We start from the raw sequence: 20,200 nt of genomic DNA on the forward strand, positions 1-20,200 counted from the left end.
AGATTTCTTGTCATTTACATCAGCACATTACAAATCCTATTCAGAAAACCATTCCAAAAATAATAACGAATGTTTTTTCTTGTAATAGGATTATAAAATCATGTGCTCTTCCACCTTCCATGTTTAGTTACTTCTATTAAAACAAATAATAAGGTGCCTGTCACTCCCCGAGTTTTGTCGAATGACCACCTTTAGTTCCCTTTCAACAGTTGCAAGATCAAACTCGGCTGCTGGTTAGCTTGAGCCATCATCGCCATTGCGACTTGCGCCAAGACGGATTGTTTGGCGTATTCCATCATTTCTTTTGCCATATCGGCATCCCGAATACGTGATTCTGCTGCTGTTAAATTTTCCGCTGTGTTTTCTAAGTTGTTGATCGTGTGTTCAAGCCTTCTTGTGTAAGCACCTAGTCTAGAGCGTTGAGATGATACCCTTTCAATGGCTTTATCAATAATCGAACTGGCTGATGAAGCAGAATCAGCGGAGGACATATCAAGTGTGCCGTTTGTTGTGTACCCTGTCCCAGAGCCAGTTAACCCGATTGCTGCCGCTCGCATGTCAGACATTTCAAGAGTAATTGTTTGCCCAGCATTAGCCCCGACCTGAATCTTAAATTCATTTTTCGAACCATCGAGCAATTTCAGCGTGTTAAACTCTGTATCGCCGCCGATTCTCGTGATTTCTTCCGTTAACTGATCAATCTCTTCCTGTATCGCTAGTCGATCTCCCTCACTCAGGGTATCATTGGCTGCCTGTATAGAAAGCTCGCGCATCCGCTGAAGAATCGCATGCGTTTCATTTAGCCCGCCTTCTGCCGTCTGAATTAAAGAAATGGCATCTTGCGCATTGCGCGAAGCTTGATTCAGCCCACGAATTTGTGCACGCATTTTTTCAGAGATCGCTAGTCCCGCCGGATCATCAGCCGCTCGGTTAATCCGCAAACCTGAAGACAATCGCTCCATCGCCCGACCCTGTGCGGCTAATGCCTTATTAAACATCCGATAAGAATACATCGCCATTACATTATGATTAATTCTCATATCAATCATCATTGTTGTCAAAAATCACCTTACATCGACAACATCGCCCTCCTATCTATCTTGCTATCCGTTGTCATTTCTTGGTGTATGTTCTTTATATCGGTTGGATAAGCATTTTCTAAATATATACAAGGGGAGTAATGTAAAGCTTAACATTCTAGGCTTCACAAAAAAGCAGACCACTGTTCAAAGAACATTGGTCTGCTTCCCTATATTATTCCCCTAAATCAACGTTGTGGTACACTTGTTGAACATCTTCTAAATCTTCTAATACATCGATCATTTTTTCAAACTGCGCTTGAGCTTCTTCTGACAGTTGAACTTCACTTTGTGGAAGCATCGTTAATTCAGCTACTGTAAATTCTGTCACTCCTGCTTGCTTGAACGCTTCTTGCACCGCATGGAATTGATCTGGCTCAGCGTAAACAATCACCACTTCGTCTTCTTCTAAAATATCGCGTGCATCAACATCTGCTTCCATTAATAACTCAAGCACGTCATCAGCCGTTTTTCCTTCTACACCGATAACAGCTGTTGCATCAAACATATAAGCAACTGATCCGCTCACGCCCATGTTTCCGCCGTTCTTACCAAAGGCTGCGCGAACTTCTGATGCTGTACGGTTAACGTTATTCGTTAATGCATCGACAATCACCATTGAGCCGTTTGGTCCGAAGCCTTCATAACGAAGTTCGTCGAAGTTTTCTTCTGACCCGCCTTTCGCCTTTTCAATCGCCCGATCAATGATTGCTTTCGGCACACTGTACGTTTTTGCACGCTCAAGCACCACTTTTAATGCCTGATTAGATTCCGGATCTGGCTCGCCTTGCTTTGCTGCCACATAAATTTCCCGTCCAAACTTCGCATAGATCCGACTAGTGTTGGCATCTTTTGACGCTTTTTTTTCCTTAATATTGTTCCATTTACGGCCCATTATGACCACTCTCTTTCTGAATTAAGTCTGCACCCATAATTATATTATAAAAGTAGGTGACTTCTTCAACTTTTTTTCTGGAAAACTACAGTTACTTTCATTGTAGTATTTCATTTTCAAGCAACACAAACGTAAATCCTTGCTCTCGTAAAACTGGCACCGCTTGCTTGACTCCTTCAGCCGTTCCACTTTGTGGCTGATTCATATGTAAAAGAGCAATCGAACCTGCCTTCGCACCCGTTAACGCTTGTTTCACTTGCTCGCTAGAAAATGTCGCTCCCGCATCACCGAGCACATCATAATTAACTACTTGATATCCGAGCTCCTCAGCTAACTGAACAGCCACCTCATCGTAATAAGCTGTACCTGATCGAAACATCGTCATCTCTTTTCCTGTCAATGCTTTAACTGTTTCATGATTGTTCATGATTTCATCGTAGGCCTCTTGGGGCGAGGAGGTTGCCTCAATTCCCCACGCTTCCCCGCCTACCACAGATAACGGAGCATGCTCCGTTCCATGGTTTTCAATTTGAAACAAAGGATCAGCCGCCAGTTTTAAAAAAAGCGCCTCGTTCGCATGAATCCATCGTTCATTTAAAAACAGCGTAGCCGGAATCTGTTCCGCTCGTAAAAAGGAAATTAACTCTTCATCATAGCCACTACCATGAGCTCCTCCACAAGCATCAAACGTGAGTGCGATCTTTTTCTCATTCGTTTTCATTCTCGTCCTTACTCCATCCACTTGTTCGCCCCATTGCATTGGCTTGCGCTCAAAAGCACTTAAGTCAATCGGCTTCACCGCTTCTTCCGGCACCTTTTCCGAAATTTCTACCACTTCCTTTTTCTCTACTGGAATCGATGCTTGCTCCTCTTCTTGACTACACCCTTGAAGCAGCAATAAAGATAAGCACGTACTGATTAATAAAAATCCTGCCTTCATATTTTCCCCCTCATTCTTTCATCTCAAACTAGACATTAGTTCTCTAAATAACGATACAGCGTTGATTTACTAATCCCTGTTTCTGCTTTAATTTCTGCTAAACTGTATTTTTTACTTTCATACATCACAATGGCTCTTTTTACATTTTCATCCGGCTTTCGCGGTCGTCCAGTGGTGACACCTTTTTGCTTTGCCTCGTATAATCCTTGCTTCGTTTTTTCACTGATGACATCGCTTTGGAAGGCAACTAAATGCTGTACGATCGCTTTAAATGAATAGCCCCGCTCATCACTCGTATCAATTCCTTCTTTCAAAGAACAAAGAAACGCTCCTTTTTCATCGATTTGTTCTAACAGCTCAACTAAATGACGGGTCGAATCGGCTAAGATAAATAATTTTTCTACAATAATTTTATCTCTCGGTTCAAGATGAGCCATCATATGATCTAGTTGAGTTCTTCGTTTCGCTGATGAATGTTCCTCGATAAATATTTTTTGACACGAATAGTTATTTAATAAGTTCTCTTGAGTCGAACAAATTGGGTCGTCTTGAGATGGTCGCATATATCCTATAAGCATCTTTTTTCTCCTTCATTTTTGGTGAAGTTTTCTTTCATCTTAACATAATATTTACGAATTTTTATTCCCAAAAGGGTTCTATTTTGAAACTAAAGATGTTACACTTCTCTCTATGAATGAGCAAGCTTGATATTGATAAATGAGGTGTTAACATAGTGATTGAAAAAATAAAAACAGAATGGTTCTCCAATGTGAGAGCCGATATCCTCGCTGGAATTGTCGTCGCACTAGCTTTAATTCCAGAAGCTATCGCCTTTTCTATCATCGCAGAAGTCGATCCGATGGTTGGGCTATATGCTTCTTTTTGTATCGCTGTCATTATCGCCTTCGTCGGCGGTCGACCAGCGATGATCTCCGCTGCGACGGGAGCAATGGCATTGCTCATGGCTCCGTTAGTGAGAGAGCATGGATTAAATTATTTATTAGCCGCTACGATTTTAACAGGAGTCATTCAAATTTTATTTGGGGTATTTAAAGTCGCTAAAGTGATGAAATTTATTCCACGAGCTGTCATGATCGGCTTCGTGAATGCACTAGCTATTTTAATTTTCATGGCACAAGTTCCTCACTTTATTGGCATTTCCAATATGACGTATGTATTTGTTGCGATCACGTTAGTCATTGTTTATACGTTACCAAGATTCATTAAAACGATTCCAGCACCATTAATTGCTATCGTTGCTTTAACGGCTGTCGCGCTTTTTAGCGGAGTAGAGTTGCGAACAGTCGGTGATTTAGGGAATATTACGCAAACATTGCCATCGTTTTTCATCCCAGATGTTCCTTTTACATTAGAAACGTTGCAAATTATTTTCCCTTATTCAATCGCTCTAGCCATTGTCGGTTTGTTAGAAACATTATTAACGGCTTCGATTGTCGATGATATGACAGGGACAGACAGTCATAAGAATAGAGAGACACGTGGACAAGGTATCGCCAATATTGCCACTGGTTTCTTCGGTGGAATGGCTGGGTGTGCGATGATTGGGCAGTCCGTCATTAATGTTAAATCAGGCGGACGCGGGCGACTATCTACACTCACTGCTGGTCTATTTTTAATGTTTTTAATCATTGTTTTAGGTGATTTAGTCGTACAAATCCCGATGCCTGTTCTTGTTGGGATTATGATTATGGTGTCAGTTGGCACATTTGACTGGTCATCCTTCTCTTACTTAAAGAAAGCACCGAGAAGTGACGCCGTTGTTATGTTAGCAACCGTCAGCATCGTCGTCGCTACTCACGACTTATCTAAAGGGGTTATTTCGGGTGTACTATTAAGTGCCATTTTCTTTGTTGCAAAAATCTCAAAAATTAAAGTTAACGGCTTAAAAGAAAAACACCAGCTTATCTACGCGGTGGAAGGTCAATTATTTTTTGCCTCCGTGGAAGGATTTGTCGACTCCTTTGATTTTAACACGGAAAATTGCAAAGTTATTATTGATTTTTCTAACGCTCATATTTGGGATGATTCCGCTGTCGGTGCGATCGATAAAGTCGTGATGAAATACCGTGAGAACAACAATCACGTAACGATCAAGAACCTCAACTCCGCCAGTAAAAAGCTTGTAGATCAACTAGCGATCTATGATGACTTACAAGCAAAAGTATCGACCCACTAAATGGAGAGTGATAGTATGTATAAACGTATTTTATTAGCTGTCGATGGATCTAAGCATTCTTTGCGCGCTACGGAAGAAGCAATCAAAATCGCTTCGTTCACCAATGACTGTGCCATTGACCTCGTATTCGTCGCTGATTATGCGAAAGCGAAAAATGAAGTGCTTCATGCACAAAGCCAAGAAGAGTTAACGCTTGCTCGAAGACAACGACTGTTACCGATTGAAGAACAACTAAAAGCAAACAATATCAATTATCAACTGAATATATTACATGGTGAACCCGCCCCTACTATTGTCGATTACGCCAATAAAGAAAACTTCGATATGACGATCATCGGAAGCCGCGGTCTTAACTCCTTGCAAGAAATGGTGTTAGGCAGCGTTAGCCACAAAGTCGTCAAACGAGTGAATGGGCCTGTTCTTATTGTAAAATAGTAACTAAAACGGACTGTTAGAACATTAAACAACAAAAAACTGTCACACAATATGACAGTTTATCGCTAAATTGTTTTAAACCAACCGACTCTTCGCAATCGATCGAGCCACATGAATTCCGCTCGTCGCTGCTCCAATCGTTCCTCCACCAGGAAAAATATGATCGCCGCAAAGATAAAGATTGTTGAGACCTGAGCGGTGTGAAATGGAGCGGAATAAAGCATGAGCGACTGTTTGCGGAAAGCCGCCGACGTAGCCATTTGGTCTTTTCGTGTAGTTTTCCCACGCCTTTGGTGCTCCGTATTCGATGGATTCAATCGCTTCTCGGAAAGAGGGCACGACCGTTTCGACCGCTGTTAACATTTTTTCTGCCAAGACAGCCCGATAGTGGTCGTATTGCTCTTTTGTTGCCCAGTGAGCTGGATCCGAATGCGTAGAGATCGTAATTGTTTGATAGTCGTCTGGCGCTCGCCTGCGATCTCCTAATTCGGAGGCAGACATAAAAAAATGCTCTCCTTCTGCCATATTCCCATCATGGCTCGTTGAAATTTGCCTAAATAACGGAAACGGCTCACCTAGCTTTTGCACATTAACAGTGATATACAATGTGAGCGTCACCCACGTCGGTTCATCGATATGCCGCTTCAGCGGTTTTTTCAGCTGCTGAACTAGCTTTGGTTCCAGTAATTGCGGCAGTTGCTGAATGGCGCTATTTAAAATCAGAAAATCAGCTTCATACGATTGATCGCGATGATCGTGTATGATCCAGCCATTACCAAATGGAACAATCTTCGTCACCGTTCTTCTTTTATTAATGATGCCTTGGTTCTCTACTATGCTTTCACCCATCATGTCAGCTAGGCGATACAAACCGCCTGGAACATAAAAAGCTCCTTCGTGATAAATATCGAGAGCGACTGCTGCTATCAAATAAGACACGGCCTGGCTCCCCGTCTGCATACTATCAATGAGCAACCCATCAAGCATATGAACGAAAGGCCGCAATGTATGTAGAGAGTGTTTTTTTAACACATCATGTAATGTTCGGTGAAAATCAGGTAACAGTTTCACATGAATAGGGCGAATCGATGCCATTAAGTAGCCCCACTCCTGAACGGTCGTTGGCGGTAAAATCGGTAATCTCTGCATCAATGTCCGCACGATCCGTGCTGTTTCAAAGATTTCCTGATAAAATGCCTCAATCCTTTTCGCCTCTTGCGGGAATTGAACTTTCATTTGCTCTACATGCCGGATTCGATCGCGATAAAATGTAAAAGTATGAGTAGGGTGAATCATCTCCATCACCACTTCTAACGGTTCGATCGGAAACGGCTTCTGCAAAAAACGAAATACCCGTTCGTGGATACCATTTGGCTCAAGTCCCATTCCTAACGTTGCTCCTGCTGGGTATAAAAGCTGACGCCTTTGAAATTTCCCAGCACAACCTCCAAGTTCAGACGATGCTTCTAACACTGTCACTTGATATCCGACTTTCGCAAGCAATGAAGCAGCTGTTAACCCCGCTATACCTGCTCCTACAACCATGACACGTTTTGACATATCCATTCCTCCTACCCTCATTATGAAGGGGGAAAATGAAGAAACTCAACTTCTAGCTCTTTCTCCGGTTAGGTGGCGATCATTGCTTCCTTCCGTCCCTCCCCGATATAATGAAACTACCACCTATTTGGAAAGGACAAGATTTTCATGACGATTACTCGAGCATTATCAATTGCTGGGTCAGCTGCTAGAGGCGGAGCTGGGATTCAAGCAGATATCAAAACATTTCAAGAGCTAGATGTATTTGGCATGAGTGCGATTACGGCGATTGTCGCTAGCCATCCACGCACCGAGCAAGGGGTCTTTCCTCAATCCATTGAAGCAATTGAGGCACAAGTATATACCGCCTTACACGACATTGGCGCTGACGCGTTGAAGACGGGGATGCTTTTTACTGAGGAAATTATTACAAAAGTAGCACAGTGGATTGAGGAAGCTGATGTAGCTAATATTATCGTCGATCCAGTGATGATCGGCAAAATGGGCTCTGCCTTACTCAAGGATGATGCGATTGATGCGATGAAAACTAAACTCTTGCCATTAGCAACAATCATTACACCGAATATGCCAGAAGCAGCAAAACTATTAGAAGTCGATCCACTAACATCTGTCGAAGAGTTGAAAGAAGCTGCACAAGCGCTCCATCGCCTCGGACCAAAATATGTCCTCGTCAAAGGCGGTCGCCTAGAAGGGCCAGCCATTGATGTCCTATTTGATGGGGAACAATTTTATTTATTAGAAGCCCCACGCATTGATACGATTCATACAAACGGAGCAGGCTGCACCTACTCGGCAGCCATTACAGCTGAACTAGCTAAGGGAAGTACCGTGCCAGAAGCGGTGGAGAAAGCGAAACAATTCATTACCGCCGCTATCCGTTATTCCTTTAGCTTTAAACGAGGCGTCGGACCAACGAACCATGCAGCTTATGGCAAATATAATGAAACTGGCTGTAAAGTAACTGTGGAATAAAGTGAAAGGAGCTGTCCAGAAAGTCAGTTTTCATTGATTTTCTGGATGCTTCTTTCACCTTATGAGCGATTTCTTCGACTTTCTGGCCCTTTCTTTCGCCTTACGAACAGGTTCTTCGACTTTCTAGCCGTTTCTTTCACCTTGCGAACAGGTTCTTCGACTTTCTAGCCGCTTCTTTCACCTTATGAGCGATTTCTTCGACTTTCTAGCCATTTCTTTCACCTTACGAACAGATTCTTCGACTTTCTAGCCGTTTCTTTCACCTTATGAGCGATTTCTTCGACTTTTTGGACACCCGCTTTATCTTCTAGCATTTTAATTTTTCGTTAATCCTTCCTTCATCACATTTAACAGGAAGATAGTTAAAGAAAACATAGCTACTGGCAACAGAACAATCCAAGGTGCTACAAATATTTCTAAACGATCCATAGAGATTAGGCCACTCCATTCATTACTCAAGGAGCGATGTTCTGCTTTCTCAATCCCGGATCTCTCCACTTGCCCACCTAGATAAATATTAAAAAAGCCTAAATAAATGAATAATAAGCAAACTTGTACACACTGTTGGAGAAATAAAATAATCACTGGGCCTTTTAAGAACGGCCAAATATGCACTCTCCACAAATGATATTTACCTGCTCCGAGCAGAAGAGAAGCTGTTATGTATAACTCCTTCATAATCAACTCAATCTTATGTGCAATTAATACGGTTACTGAAGGCAACATGACAAGAACGATAATCATACATTGCAACAATAACATTGGAAAGCTCACATCTTCCAACTCTATCATCATCATTGGCATCATAAAAATAATAGCTAGAAAAATGGTAGGAATATATTGAAAGGATTCCAATATAGTATATATGTGCTTTTTGAACCGCCCTCCCCATAAAACGAGAATCCCTGCGAGAATCACCCCTAACATCACTTGAAGAAAGCTGACCACTAACATTAAACTGAGTGTATATTTTGCTCCATCTATGACTTTGTAAAACATGCTATTACCATATTTATCACTGCCAAATGGCGGAAGATCTTTTGGGTGGTAAGGAGCTGATAGCCAAGTTCCATCTTCCTTCTGTTGAACAGAGGGATTTGTTCCGTCTTCTACAAATGGGATACATACACTAACTGCTAATAACAAAATAATACCAATGAACCCCACTAAGAATCCTTTAGATTGAAACGCATTCTTCATATCCTAACCCCCCTCTTCTTTAACCAAATAGAACCCACCTGGAAGTAAAGAAAAAAAGTAGTGAACAGCAAAGAAAGCCAAACAAACAACGTAGCTGGCGTCATAATACTACGTAGCAAAAATGACATATAACCGTTTATATTGAACGCATATTCAATAATCAGCATCGAAGATAACATAAATAAAAATACCGACTTAGAGTGATAAAAAAGTGGCGGTATAATATTACGGAATAAATGCTTATAAAAAATCAAATGATGATCGATCCCCTTTGCATAAGCAAATTCAATATAGGTTTTCCCTGATTCATCATGTAGATAATGGATCGCCATTTTAGTGAGTTGAATCGTTGGAATGACCGTCAAACAAAACACCGGTAACACAATTGGACGACCATCCCCTGAATCTGCAATACTCAACCATTTAATCCCTGTTGATTGATAAATATAAATAACTACTAACTGAATAGTTAAAATAATCAAGAGATCAGGAATCGACTCTATTACTGTTAATCCTCTTCTCAAAGCACGTCTCCAACGTTCAGAAACATAATAATAGCAATTTAATAAAATAAAAGTTCCTAAAAGAGACATTCCAAAAGAAAGAAAAAATATAGAAAAAGAATACGAAAATAAAAAAAGTAAATAAGGAAATAAAGAATGCTCTGTAAAACCAGAGCGACTCATATAAGTCATTGATAATGGTGACTGAAGTTGATGAAACGTTTCCACAATAGTAGGTAAAAAAGGTTGTCCTCCAATCAACAAAATAAGATGTGACATCAAAAAAAATACAAAAATCGTTATCATATATTTAGCCAAACAGATCCCTCCTTTTTTTCAAAAGACTATATTTTCAAAAAATAAAACCGATAAGATTAGCAATTACTTCATTAAATATCATTATTTTACCATAAAGTATTAACTTTTTTGGATACAACAACCAAATGAACAATCTATAGAAAATAAAAGAGAGACTTAGAAAAAACATAAGTCTCCCTCTTCATTAATTGGAACGATGGTTCTAGCCCATATTCTCTTCTAATTTTTCCTTATCAATGCTTGATTTCACCCACTTCGAACTAATGAACAAACAAACCATGATAATAATTGATCCGAAGATATAAGGCAAGCTTAAATTAATATCCAATAACGCACCTGCAATAGCTGGGCCAACAACGTTTCCGATGCTCATATAAGCGTTATTCATTCCAGCCGCAAACCCTTGTTCAGAGCCAGCCATTTTCGATACCATCGTATTAATGGCTGGACGTAATAGAGAAGCAGCGCTGAAAAATATAGCAGAAATCACTAACACCGACCAAAATCCTTGAGCTAATAATAATGAGAGCATCGATGTAGCGGCAACGACTAGACTAACATTAATAATCCAACTTTCTCCAAACCGTCTAATCAGCCGCTCTAGAACAAACGCTTGCACGATGACACCCATTAAACCGGCAACAACGATTAAGATGGAAATATCCATTGGTGTGAAGCTAAATTTAATATCAGAAAATAAACTAATCGTCGATTGAAAGTTAGCTAAGCCGAAAGACAAAGTAAACATCAGGATCAACAAAGGAAAATAAGGTGTTTTTACTGAGTAAGCAAGCTGTTTCAATAAGCTCTCTCTTTTTCGTACAGTAGAAGTTTTTGATTCTTCCTTTAGAACTTGATGAGTTTCTGGTAAAAAGAAGATCGATAGAACCGCCGCCATAGCCGCCACTACTGCTGCGGTAAAGAATGGAGCTCGCAACCCAAACTCTGCTAAGATGCCCCCCATGCCCGGCCCGATGACAAAGCCTAAAGACATAGAGGCTCCCAACCTCCCCATACCTTTCGCTCGATTGTCTATCGTTGTAATATCAGCAACGTAAGCCATCATGGAAGGAACGATGAACGCTCCTCCGATACCACCGAGCATTCTAGATATAAATAACACCGATAAATGTTCAGAAATAGCAAATAGCAACTGCGAAAAAGCAAATAATACAAGACCAATGATAATGATCTTTTTTCGACCGAATCGATCCGATAGATCACCAGCAAGCGGCGAGAAAAGAAACTGGGCAAGCGAGAACGTAGCAATTAATAAGCCAAGCGTTTTTCCACCAGCACCAAACTCATGAATAATCGTTGGCATAATCGGAATAATTAGGCCGATACCCGTCATTACAATAAACATATTCGCCATCAAAATCCATAACGCAAATTCATTTTTTCGTTTTATTGCCAACAGCATCTCGCCCCCTCATATTACTTTATTACATAGGTTTCCCTAATTATGTTTCGTTGCATTCAATGAAAAAGAGTGTAACACATTTTACTTTTTTCAGCACTTAAAATGATTCGTAATCCGAAATAAAAAATCCTAATAAGAGAGTTTTCTCTTATTAGGATTTATCATGTTAGCTAAACAACTGATGGTATAGCTTTTTCGCGACGGCTATATCTTTCGTTCCGTGAATCAACATCCGCCCATCTTGAAACAACACAATTCGGTAATCAAATAATTTCGCTGATAACAAAAATCCATTTGATTTCACATCAATGTTTTGTTTTTGAAGCAAGGAGGCCAGCTCATCTAGTTGATAGCTTCTTCCTTGTGGCGGGCGAATTTGCACCGTTTCTCTTCCACATAGTACAGCCACTCTCGTTTGGTTTTCCTTTTGCAAAAAGGGATAGTGTGGTTGACTCCCACATGAAGGGCAGTCTTTCTTTCGTAAAGAAGCAACCCGAATCGATGAAAATGTATTTTTCCACAAATCAAAAGCAACGAGCTCTCGGCGAACATCAGACAGCTTTCCTGAAAGAATTTTCAATGCCTCTGCCCCTTGATAAGCGGCAGTCACTTGGACAGCTGGTGCAATCACGCCCGTTGTATCACATGTCATGCCTTCTGTCGGCAACACATCAAGTAAACAATGAAGACATGGACCGACTCCAGGTATGATAGGAAAGCTGATTCCTTGGCTACCGACACAAGCTCCGTAAATCCAAGGAATATGATATTTTTGCGATAAATCATTGATGATAAAACGAGTTTCAAAATTGTCCGTCCCATCTAAAAGTAGGTTGGGCGACTGCTTGTTGATCACCTCCTCTAGCTCCTCGGGCCCTGCATCTACTGTAATCGCTGTAATTTGAATATCAGAATTGATCTCTTCTAATCTTTGCTTCGCCGCAACGGCTTTCGGAAGTCGATCCTTGGCATGCTGTTCGGTAAATAACTGTTGTCGCTGTAGGTTGGTCCAATCAACATAATCGCGGTCAATCAGTGTAATATGACCAACACCAGCACGAGCAAGCATTTCTGCCAACGCTGAGCCTAACGCGCCTACCCCAACTAATAGAACATGTTTATTCGTAAAGGAACCTTTTTCTCGTAAAAAAAGCTCCTGTCTAGAATAACGATCATTCACGACCTCATCCCCCACCGACAAAATGAACGATTTCAATCCGATCCCCGTTAGCAATTGGAGTCGTGTCTAAATCCACCTTTGACACAATCTCCCCGTTTCGTTCAACAATGACCGCTTTGCCATCGAGGGTATATGTTTTCAGCAACATCGCAACAGTCGGTGAATCAAGATGAATCGTTTCTTGTTTTCCATTAATGATGACATTCATTTGAAAGTCTCCTCCTCTTTCTGTATCGCTTCACGATAGGCAATCGCTTGCTCTAGCGGATGAACATGACCAAAGATACCTGACATAACAGCGATACCCGCTGCTCCAGCCTGCTTCAATTCCTTCACATGGTAAGGCATAACTCCTCCAATGGTGATGATGGGTGCTTTCGATAAAACCGAAGCTTCTTTTACTGCCCATAAACCAACAGGAGAAAGTGACGGCTTGCACGCCGTTTCGTAAATATGTCCAAGCAGGATAAATTCAGCCCCACGTTCTGCTTGTGTCGCTGCCGCTTCTGGATCATGAACAGAGCATCCCATCATAAGAGAAGGAGCTATTTGTTTCGCTGCAACGACAGGCAAGCTATTTTCCGTCAATTGTACACCGGCTACTCCCGAGGCTAGCGCCACATCTAGCCGATCATTAATGATAATTTTGTGAGTAGGCACCCCCGCCACGATAAAACTGTCCACCCATCCCAATAGCTCTTTCGCTGAGCGATGCTTTTCACGAATATGAATATAATCGACAAACGGATGAATTTTTGCGGCGATATTCGCTGCTTGCTGTTGCTCTAGTGTTCCTGTTGTTATGACATGAAGTTGAAAAGACATCGCCATCCTCCTACACCGTTAAAATATCCCAATCTTTACTTACTGGCTGATAGCCTAGTTGCTTCAACCTTGCTTTTACCTCTTCCACTGTGCGAGAATCTGAGATTTCAAACTGACTATTTTCTTCTTCAACAGTCGTTGCATAACCACCGACCACGGTCGAGGAAGCAGCGGACATTTTCGTCACACCTAATTTGATTAAATGATCGCGAAATCCCGCTTCTTCTCGCGTTGATAATGTAATTCCAGCACGCGGCATAAATAAACGGAACGCGAGCATCGCCTGCACTAAGTCTCGATCACTGACCTCTACTTTTGGAGCGAACCCACCTAGATTCGGGCGAATACGTGGAAAAGAAACCGCAATATCTGTTTCAAGATATTTTTTCTGTAAATATTGCGCATGAAGAGCGGTAAAATAAGACTCTTTTCTCCAATCATCCAGCCCTAGTAATGCCCCAATATTGACGGAACGCATTCCTGCCTGGCATCCTCTCTCCGGGGCATCGAGGCGATATTTGTAATTTCTTTTCGGCCCTTTCACATGAAGCTGTTGATAAATCTCCTCATTATATACTTCTTGAAAAACCGTCAACCCGTCGATTCCTGCTTGAAATAATCGCTCATATTCTTTCGTATCCAATGGCTGTACTTCAATCGAAATCGAAGCGGCATGCTCCTTCAATATTTGCGCGCCTTCGATTAAGTAATCACTGGACGAATGAATGCGTGATTCTCCTGTTAGCAAAATCACATGCTGAATGCCCGTCTCTTTTAACGCTTTTGCCTCTTGATTGATCTCTAAAGCCGTTAATTTTCTTCTTGGAAAGTCATTATCAAAGCTAAAGCTACAATACGTGCATTTATTGACGCAGTAATCGGTTAAATAAAGCGGTGCAAATAGCACGATTACTTTTCCGAAATGTTGAGTAGTTAGTTGATGAGCTTTCTGAGCCATTTCCTCTAATCGCTGCCCGGCAGCCGGTGATAATAAAGCCAATAAATCATACTCATCCAGTGTTGATTTTGATAAGGCTCGGTCGACATCTACTAGTGTCATACGTTCAAATAGTTGGTCGTACGGCTCATGTTTAATATCGTTATATAGATCGTAAAAACTCATGATGCCACCCCTTTTTAATTTAAAAATCCAGTTAACGGTGAAGAAGCATGTGCTTGTTGAGAAACAGGTCCTAATCCCGCCAAATACGCTTTTCTTCCCGCTTGAACAGCTAAGTGAAAGGCGACTGCCATATTGATTGGATCGTTCGCCGTCGCAATCGCTGTATTGACTAGTACAGCATCAGCTCCCATCTCCATCGCCTCAGCCGCTTCAGACGGTCGACCAATTCCAGCATCGACAATGATTGGCAATGTTTTCTCCTCAATCAAAATTCGAATCATTTCCTTCATCTTAATTCCTCTATTTGAGCCAATTGGTGAACCAAGAGGCATCACAGCGGCTGCGCCTGCACCTGCTAGCTTTTTCGCTGTCATCAAATCTGGATTGACATAAGGAAGAACAACGAACCCTTCCTTCGCCAATATCTCTGTCGCTTTGATCGTTTCCTCGTTATCTGGCAGCAAATATTTTTGATCGGAAATCACTTCGATTTTAATCCAATTACCCATCCCGGCTGCTTGCGCTAAACGAGCAATTCTGACCGCTTCCTCTGCCGTTCTCGCACCAGAAGTATTCGGAAGTAATGTGACCCCCGCTGGAATATCATGCAAAATATTTTCTTGCCCTGCGCCCAAATCCACTCTTCTTAAAGCAACTGTAACAACTTCTGTACCTGACTGCTCAAAGGCTTGTCTCATCACCGCGTGATCGGCAAATTTACCTGTGCCTGTAAACAATCGATTCGTTAACTTCTTTCCGCCAATAAACAATTCATCCATGTTCTTCTCTCCCTTTTTAAAATTAAAAGCGAAAGGCGTTTGCCCATCGGCGACAAGCAAAAGACGAGCTGACTGAAAGGTTGCTCTTTAACCTTTTGGACAGATTGGCTTTTGACCTCGAGCCGATAACGCCTGTAGCTAGACATCAATAAAAGCGAAAGGCGCGAGGTAAAGCTCAGCTTTTTCCGCAAAAAAAGAGCCTGCCACAACGGCAGGCTCAGTTTCTACGCACACAAAAAATAAGCATAAAAAAGTAAGCTTCCCTCCGTTGGTATTAACCAAATCAGGTTCAAGAGTTGGATTAAATCCTCTCAGCCATGACGGCACCCCTAGCTTTTATTTATAATATTCAATTATCAATAGTATAACGCTCATAGTTACTTTTGTTAAGGGGGCTTTTTGCACATCAGCTACCATGTAACGATCAATTGATTTAATGCCCTAAAACCAATTAGCCTTCTCCACTGCAGTTGTTCTGTCTCTAATTGAAGGTTTTCAAATCGTTGGATGAGCGGCTGGATTGCCATTTGTGCTTCTAATTTCGCTAACATCGCACCAATACAGAAGTGCGAGCCATTTCCGAATGCAAGGTGAGAATTAGGATTGCGAGTAATATCTAATGCATTAGGATTCGTGAATATTCTCGGATCACGATTAGCCGCTCCAATTAAAACGTACACTTGCTCACCTTTTTTAATGCATACATTATAGATGTCGATATCTTGTGCAGCCACCCGAGCGACCATTTGCGTCGGACTTTCATAACGCAGAAATTCTTCAACAGCGGATGCAATAAGCGATGGATTCTCCTTTAATCGCAGGAGCTGCTCACGATTTTGTAGTAAAGCTAGAACGGAATTACTAATGAGATTGACGGTTGTCTCATGCCCGGCAATGACGAGTAAAATACAAGCAGAAAGTATCTCTTCATCTGACAATTTATGATCCTGTTCTGCCTTTAGCAACTGACTAATTAAATCCTTCTCAGGCATCTCTCTTCTTGCTTGAATAAGATTATTAAAGTAATCGATCAAGCTCTTCATCGTCTCATTCCCATGAACTAGCGTCTTTCTTGAGCGAGTAAAGTCAATCGATTCAATTAAATGAATCGCCCAACCTCTAAATTGATGGCGCTCCCCTCTAGGTATTCCGATGATTTTGGCGATAATCAAACTAGCTAACGGAAACGCAAAATCCGCAATAATATCCATTCGCTTTTGATCCTGCACCTCATCTAGTAAGTCATGAGCTGTTTTTTCTATGTAAGGACATAAATCATTCAGTGCAGTCGGCGTGAAAAACTGGCTGATCAACAAGCGTAACCGCCGATGATCTTGATTATTTTTAAAAAGCATCATATCGCTTTGAACGTTTTTTAACTGTTCAAATTTTTTCGTTGTTTGAGGCAACGGAATTCGATTTTCAAAGCGACTGTCTTTCAATATCGTCATGGCTTCTTCATACCCAGTCACATACCACCCTGGTTGTTTAAGTGCCATTCCTTTCATTATGGGACTCTCTGATCGTAGCTCATCGTAAATGGGGTACGGATTTTCTATTGACTGAGGCAAAGCTAAAATTGCGGGTGAAACGAGTACATCATTTGCCATATTTGACCCTCCAATTCATTGAATGACACCTAACTCTTTTCCAATGAGATGAAATGTTTGTAACAAAGTTTGGATATCTTCATCTGTATGATCCGCAGTGACGGTTAGTCGAATGCGACTTTCTCCTGCCGGTACAGTGGGCGGGCGAATGGCAGGTGCATAAATGCCGCTTTCCGTTAACTTTTTCGCAAAAGTAAGAGCCACATCATTTTCTCCAATAATAATTGGAATGATGGGTGTATCATCTCCCGTTACAATAAAACCCATTTCTTCTAAACTTGTTTTGATTTCTATTATTTTCGCAAACAATTGTTGTCGCTTTACTTGCCCTTGTTCGATCAACTCAAATGCAACGTAAGAAGCGGCACAAATAGCTGGAGGAATCGACGTTTGAAAAATAAAGGTACGTGCATGATTCAGCAAAAAATCGATTAACATCTTTGAGCCAGCAACAAACCCACCTTCTGTTCCCACAGCTTTACTTAACGTGCCGATCATGACATCTGGCTGCACATTAAAAAATTCACTCGTCCCTCGCCCATTTTCACCTAACACACCCGTGCCGTGAGCATCATCGACAATTACAAAAGCCTCATATTGTTTCGCTAAAGACATGATTTGATCAAGCGGCGCAATCGTACCATCCATACTAAACACACCATCCGTCACGATAAAGCGTCTTTCATATACTTGAGTTTCTTGTAACCGCTGTTCCAGATGCGACATATTGATATGGTCATAAACGACTGTGTTGGCTTTCGATAATCGGCAACCATCAATAATGCTGGCGTGATTGAATTGATCGCTAAGAATGACATCTCCTTTTTCAGGCAAGGAAGAAAGCACGCCGATATTCGCTAAATAGCCGTTTGAAAATAGAAGAGCTGCTTCTGTCTTCTTAAAGTTGGCAATCCGTTCTTCCAGCTTTTGATGCCACTCCGTGTGACCCGTCGTTAACCGGGAACCACTACTACCTACTCCAAACTCATGTAAAATCGTTTCTGCAGCATACACTAAACATCGCTCATTGGCTAACCCTAAATAATCATTAGACGAAAAAACTAGCTGGCTTTGTCCTTCCATTATCCTTTCTGACCGAGGAGCTGTACTCATCGTTCGCAGTTGACGATACAAATTAGATGCCTTTGTTTCATCGAGACGACTACCTAACCATTCGTTTAGTGCCATGACCGAATCCCCCTTATTATTCTTCCTTCCATTGAATAAGAACCGGTTGTTTTTCTAAGAAGTGTATGTAAGAACCTATATCATATGATCCATCAACGAAAAAAATACGACAGCCTTGCTCATCTCCATGCTCTTTTAAACGTGAGATACGCTGGTAGCCTAACGTTTTACTGGCCACATACCCCGTTATATATTCAGGATCATCAGACCAACATAATTCGGCGACAGTCGCTGGGTGTGCACTCACCTTTGTGGCTAGCACGAGCGCTTCCTTCACCCGCAAATGACTCGGCTCATGAAAATAATCCGCCCACTTTTCAAAATTAGCCTTCATCCAGTCCATGCGTGACACACGCACACCCTTTTGATGACGATCATCGATTCGTTCACCCGAATGAACATCGACCAATATAGCTCCTCTCATCTCTTGATCACTCATCAGCTTTTCATACACTTTGTCGATCACTTCTCTTTTGATTCCAGATTGCTCTAACAGCTCACGTGCCAATACTTGTCCCACTTCCACTGATTCCACTTTATTCTTCCGGAGCAATAATGGTTCAATTCGTTTAATTGGCTCATCGATAGCATCAAATTGAATTTGCACAAAATCTGGATTCCCTCTCGAATGAGTTAATGCCTTTTCTAGTAAATGATTGACCGATTGTCTCATATTTTCATAAGTTGAAAGCATCTCCCCACCTGAAATATGCTTGCCCCCTTGCTCATGAGCCCCTCCTTTAGCTGCTCTCATTCGAACACTATAAAACACTTCCTTCTGCATTCTTTCACCCCCGATAGTTAACCAAAATCGATATATATGTAAACTATGATAATATTTAAGTTTACATTTTTCAATATTTATTGCCATTAAATAGAGAAATGATCCATATAGTGAACGAAATTGGGCGGGAATGAAGGAAAATCGGGCGCAAACCACCTTCAATTGGGCGAGAATTTAGTCGAATTAGGCATGTTTCTTTCATCCACACAAAAAAAGCTGTCTAGAAAGTCAGCTTTCACCAACTTTCTAGACAGCCCCTAAATCGCTTCTCTTCTGCGATCTCTCATAATAACCAATAACATGTATACACTAAATACTAATATAATTGAAGCGATGATCATCAATCCATACGAATCGCGCATGTTTAACAACCAACGATTTATAAAATGAAATACGCTAATAGATAGCAAGAAACCTAAATACACACTTTTTCTCTTTGAATGCCCACTTCCATCATCAGCAAACTTGATATAGCTAAACGATAGCCAAACAAAAAGTGGAAAATAAAAAGTCACTAAACAGACAAAAAATATACCATTATAGTTCAATATTACCTGCTCATTACCTATATAAAATATTATATAATAAAAAAGATTTTTGTATTTGTTATTCCAACAATGCCATTGATTTCTTTGGTAAAAACTATCATTACATAAGGAGTGGTGTAATATGGAATGGATTGCTATTATTATAATATCAGGTATTATCAAATTATTAATGAGTCCTCCAAGTATACTTGTGGGATGGATTGTAAGTAAATTTGCACTTCATCCAAAACTGGATTCGAAAGATGTGACTATAACATTTAACGGAAAGCACTTAAAAGAAGAAGAAAACGCTAAATTTATTGACCATTTCAATAAAGCTTGCTTTCTAAAAAAACATGATATGTTTCCGGGCAATGAAAAATCATTTCTACATCCAGAGACTAATGTTACCCCATTTGTCATCAATTTTAAAAAAGGCAAACAAGATGTAAACTTCTTTATTTATAATTACGATCATCACGTTGATGTCGTCAAGCAGTACAAGGAGAAGATTGTTTCTTATAGTATTAGCTCTGACCATCTTCAAAAATTCCCCATACCTACTATATAAACATAGTAAGCTTGATTTATATAATTACACAAAGCGAAAACTTTCCTGTGGCTTAATAATTACCACGATAAAGTTTTCGCTTTTTTTCACC

Annotated in this window: 21 protein-coding genes and 1 riboswitch; of the genes, 4 read left to right on the forward strand and 17 right to left on the reverse strand. The window is 41.0% G+C overall.

Features of this window, described 5'->3' with window-relative positions; all coding sequences use genetic code 11:
- Window positions 1–191: 191 nt before the first annotated feature.
- From CEF22_RS17235 to CEF22_RS17250, 4 genes are all read right to left on the reverse strand, one after another.
- Complete coding sequence (locus CEF22_RS17235; protein WP_100404068.1) at window positions 192–1,040, reverse strand: flagellin N-terminal helical domain-containing protein; 849 nt, start codon at window positions 1,038–1,040, stop codon at window positions 192–194.
- A gap of 214 nt (window positions 1,041–1,254) precedes the next feature.
- Entirely contained in the window at window positions 1,255–1,974 is a 720-nt protein-coding gene (locus CEF22_RS17240) for a YebC/PmpR family DNA-binding transcriptional regulator (RefSeq protein ID WP_095479992.1), read from the reverse strand.
- Window positions 1,975–2,071: 97 nt separating this feature from the next.
- The gene (locus CEF22_RS17245) at window positions 2,072–2,914 is read right to left on the reverse strand and encodes a polysaccharide deacetylase family protein (protein ID WP_100403822.1); all 843 of its coding nucleotides are present in this window, start codon (window positions 2,912–2,914) and stop codon (window positions 2,072–2,074) included.
- A gap of 35 nt (window positions 2,915–2,949) precedes the next feature.
- Window positions 2,950–3,492, reverse strand: a complete 543-nt coding sequence (locus tag CEF22_RS17250; RefSeq protein WP_100403823.1) for a recombinase family protein — start codon at window positions 3,490–3,492, stop codon at window positions 2,950–2,952.
- Between the two features lie 155 nt (window positions 3,493–3,647).
- On the opposite strand from CEF22_RS17250, the gene CEF22_RS17255 reads away from it, so the two are divergent.
- Together CEF22_RS17255 and CEF22_RS17260 are read left to right on the forward strand one after the other, a co-directional pair.
- Window positions 3,648–5,111: a SulP family inorganic anion transporter gene (locus CEF22_RS17255; RefSeq protein ID WP_100403824.1), complete on the forward strand. Its 1,464-nt coding sequence runs from the start codon at window positions 3,648–3,650 to the stop codon at window positions 5,109–5,111.
- A gap of 15 nt (window positions 5,112–5,126) precedes the next feature.
- Window positions 5,127–5,546, forward strand: a complete 420-nt coding sequence (locus CEF22_RS17260) for a universal stress protein (protein ID WP_095479996.1) — start codon at window positions 5,127–5,129, stop codon at window positions 5,544–5,546.
- A gap of 75 nt (window positions 5,547–5,621) precedes the next feature.
- Here the strand turns inward: CEF22_RS17260 and CEF22_RS17265 are convergent, their stop codons facing one another.
- On the reverse strand, window positions 5,622–7,106 hold the full coding sequence (locus tag CEF22_RS17265; RefSeq protein ID WP_100403825.1) for a phytoene desaturase family protein: 1,485 nt from the start codon (window positions 7,104–7,106) through the stop codon (window positions 5,622–5,624).
- Window positions 7,107–7,253: 147 nt separating this feature from the next.
- On the opposite strand from CEF22_RS17265, the gene thiD reads away from it, so the two are divergent.
- Window positions 7,254–8,078: a bifunctional hydroxymethylpyrimidine kinase/phosphomethylpyrimidine kinase gene (thiD, locus tag CEF22_RS17270; protein WP_100403826.1), complete on the forward strand. Its 825-nt coding sequence runs from the start codon at window positions 7,254–7,256 to the stop codon at window positions 8,076–8,078.
- Window positions 8,079–8,393: 315 nt separating this feature from the next.
- On the opposite strand, the gene CEF22_RS17275 is transcribed toward thiD, so the two are convergent.
- From CEF22_RS17275 to CEF22_RS18640, 12 genes are all read right to left on the reverse strand, one after another.
- Window positions 8,394–9,278, reverse strand: coding sequence for an ABC transporter permease subunit (locus CEF22_RS17275; protein ID WP_100403827.1), 885 nt, complete (start codon window positions 9,276–9,278; stop codon window positions 8,394–8,396).
- Window positions 9,275–10,099 carry an ABC transporter permease subunit gene (locus CEF22_RS17280; RefSeq protein ID WP_100403828.1) on the reverse strand — a complete coding sequence of 275 codons (825 nt, stop codon included), beginning with the start codon at window positions 10,097–10,099 and terminating at the stop codon, window positions 9,275–9,277. The genes CEF22_RS17275 and CEF22_RS17280 overlap by 4 nt, the downstream gene beginning before the upstream one ends.
- Before the next feature lie 202 nt (window positions 10,100–10,301).
- A complete protein-coding gene (locus tag CEF22_RS17285) occupies window positions 10,302–11,522 on the reverse strand; it encodes an MFS transporter (protein WP_100403829.1) in 1,221 nt (406 codons plus the stop codon).
- 166 nt (window positions 11,523–11,688) lie between these two features.
- On the reverse strand, window positions 11,689–12,702 hold the full coding sequence (locus CEF22_RS17290) for a ThiF family adenylyltransferase (RefSeq protein WP_100403830.1): 1,014 nt from the start codon (window positions 12,700–12,702) through the stop codon (window positions 11,689–11,691).
- A gap of 4 nt (window positions 12,703–12,706) precedes the next feature.
- Complete coding sequence (gene thiS, locus CEF22_RS17295) at window positions 12,707–12,910, reverse strand: sulfur carrier protein ThiS (protein WP_100403831.1); 204 nt, start codon at window positions 12,908–12,910, stop codon at window positions 12,707–12,709.
- On the reverse strand, window positions 12,907–13,527 hold the full coding sequence (locus CEF22_RS17300; protein WP_157843265.1) for a thiamine phosphate synthase: 621 nt from the start codon (window positions 13,525–13,527) through the stop codon (window positions 12,907–12,909). The genes thiS and CEF22_RS17300 overlap by 4 nt, the downstream gene beginning before the upstream one ends.
- Before the next feature lie 10 nt (window positions 13,528–13,537).
- Window positions 13,538–14,650, reverse strand: a complete 1,113-nt coding sequence (gene thiH, locus CEF22_RS17305) for a 2-iminoacetate synthase ThiH (RefSeq protein ID WP_100403833.1) — start codon at window positions 14,648–14,650, stop codon at window positions 13,538–13,540.
- Window positions 14,651–14,664: 14 nt separating this feature from the next.
- Window positions 14,665–15,429: a thiazole synthase gene (locus CEF22_RS17310; RefSeq protein WP_100403834.1), complete on the reverse strand. Its 765-nt coding sequence runs from the start codon at window positions 15,427–15,429 to the stop codon at window positions 14,665–14,667.
- A gap of 243 nt (window positions 15,430–15,672) precedes the next feature.
- A riboswitch (TPP riboswitch) is annotated at window positions 15,673–15,770 on the reverse strand.
- 69 nt (window positions 15,771–15,839) lie between these two features.
- Window positions 15,840–17,039 carry a cytochrome P450 gene (locus CEF22_RS17315; RefSeq protein ID WP_100403835.1) on the reverse strand — a complete coding sequence of 400 codons (1,200 nt, stop codon included), beginning with the start codon at window positions 17,037–17,039 and terminating at the stop codon, window positions 15,840–15,842.
- A 15-nt stretch (window positions 17,040–17,054) separates the two neighbouring features.
- Window positions 17,055–18,227: an 8-amino-7-oxononanoate synthase gene (gene bioF / locus CEF22_RS17320; protein WP_100403836.1), complete on the reverse strand. Its 1,173-nt coding sequence runs from the start codon at window positions 18,225–18,227 to the stop codon at window positions 17,055–17,057.
- A 16-nt stretch (window positions 18,228–18,243) separates the two neighbouring features.
- Entirely contained in the window at window positions 18,244–19,011 is a 768-nt protein-coding gene (bioW, locus tag CEF22_RS17325) for a 6-carboxyhexanoate--CoA ligase (protein WP_100403837.1), read from the reverse strand.
- Window positions 19,012–19,268: 257 nt separating this feature from the next.
- A complete protein-coding gene (locus CEF22_RS18640; protein WP_157843266.1) occupies window positions 19,269–19,559 on the reverse strand; it encodes a hypothetical protein in 291 nt (96 codons plus the stop codon).
- 121 nt (window positions 19,560–19,680) lie between these two features.
- Here CEF22_RS18640 and CEF22_RS17330 point away from each other — a divergent pair, with 121 nt between their 5' ends.
- Window positions 19,681–20,109, forward strand: coding sequence for a YfmQ family protein (locus CEF22_RS17330; RefSeq protein ID WP_100403838.1), 429 nt, complete (start codon window positions 19,681–19,683; stop codon window positions 20,107–20,109).
- Window positions 20,110–20,200: the final 91 nt, after the last annotated feature.

The organism is Bacillus sp. FJAT-42315, from assembly GCF_002797375.1.
GTDB lineage: Bacteria > Bacillota > Bacilli > Bacillales > Domibacillaceae > Bacillus_CE.

What these genes read in the sequence shown, in the direction of transcription:
- bioW (WP_100403837.1), bottom strand. Translation starts at nt 19,011, where the DNA reads ATGCAGAAGGAAGTGTTTTATAGTGTTCGAATGAGAGCAGCTAAAGGA.
- CEF22_RS17315 (WP_100403835.1), bottom strand. Translation starts at nt 17,039, where the DNA reads ATGGCAAATGATGTACTCGTTTCACCCGCAATTTTAGCTTTGCCTCAG.
- CEF22_RS17330 (WP_100403838.1), top strand. Translation starts at nt 19,681, where the DNA reads ATGGAATGGATTGCTATTATTATAATATCAGGTATTATCAAATTATTA.
- CEF22_RS17260 (WP_095479996.1), top strand. Translation starts at nt 5,127, where the DNA reads ATGTATAAACGTATTTTATTAGCTGTCGATGGATCTAAGCATTCTTTG.
- CEF22_RS17235 (WP_100404068.1), bottom strand. Translation starts at nt 1,040, where the DNA reads ATGAGAATTAATCATAATGTAATGGCGATGTATTCTTATCGGATGTTT.
- CEF22_RS17275 (WP_100403827.1), bottom strand. Translation starts at nt 9,278, where the DNA reads ATGAAGAATGCGTTTCAATCTAAAGGATTCTTAGTGGGGTTCATTGGT.
- CEF22_RS17245 (WP_100403822.1), bottom strand. Translation starts at nt 2,914, where the DNA reads ATGAAGGCAGGATTTTTATTAATCAGTACGTGCTTATCTTTATTGCTG.
- CEF22_RS17310 (WP_100403834.1), bottom strand. Translation starts at nt 15,429, where the DNA reads ATGGATGAATTGTTTATTGGCGGAAAGAAGTTAACGAATCGATTGTTT.
- thiD (WP_100403826.1), top strand. Translation starts at nt 7,254, where the DNA reads ATGACGATTACTCGAGCATTATCAATTGCTGGGTCAGCTGCTAGAGGC.
- CEF22_RS17250 (WP_100403823.1), bottom strand. Translation starts at nt 3,492, where the DNA reads ATGCTTATAGGATATATGCGACCATCTCAAGACGACCCAATTTGTTCG.
- thiS (WP_100403831.1), bottom strand. Translation starts at nt 12,910, where the DNA reads ATGAATGTCATCATTAATGGAAAACAAGAAACGATTCATCTTGATTCA.
- CEF22_RS17240 (WP_095479992.1), bottom strand. Translation starts at nt 1,974, where the DNA reads ATGGGCCGTAAATGGAACAATATTAAGGAAAAAAAAGCGTCAAAAGAT.
- CEF22_RS17285 (WP_100403829.1), bottom strand. Translation starts at nt 11,522, where the DNA reads ATGCTGTTGGCAATAAAACGAAAAAATGAATTTGCGTTATGGATTTTG.
- CEF22_RS17265 (WP_100403825.1), bottom strand. Translation starts at nt 7,106, where the DNA reads ATGTCAAAACGTGTCATGGTTGTAGGAGCAGGTATAGCGGGGTTAACA.
- CEF22_RS17300 (WP_157843265.1), bottom strand. Translation starts at nt 13,527, where the DNA reads ATGTCTTTTCAACTTCATGTCATAACAACAGGAACACTAGAGCAACAG.
- thiH (WP_100403833.1), bottom strand. Translation starts at nt 14,650, where the DNA reads ATGAGTTTTTACGATCTATATAACGATATTAAACATGAGCCGTACGAC.
- bioF (WP_100403836.1), bottom strand. Translation starts at nt 18,227, where the DNA reads ATGGCACTAAACGAATGGTTAGGTAGTCGTCTCGATGAAACAAAGGCA.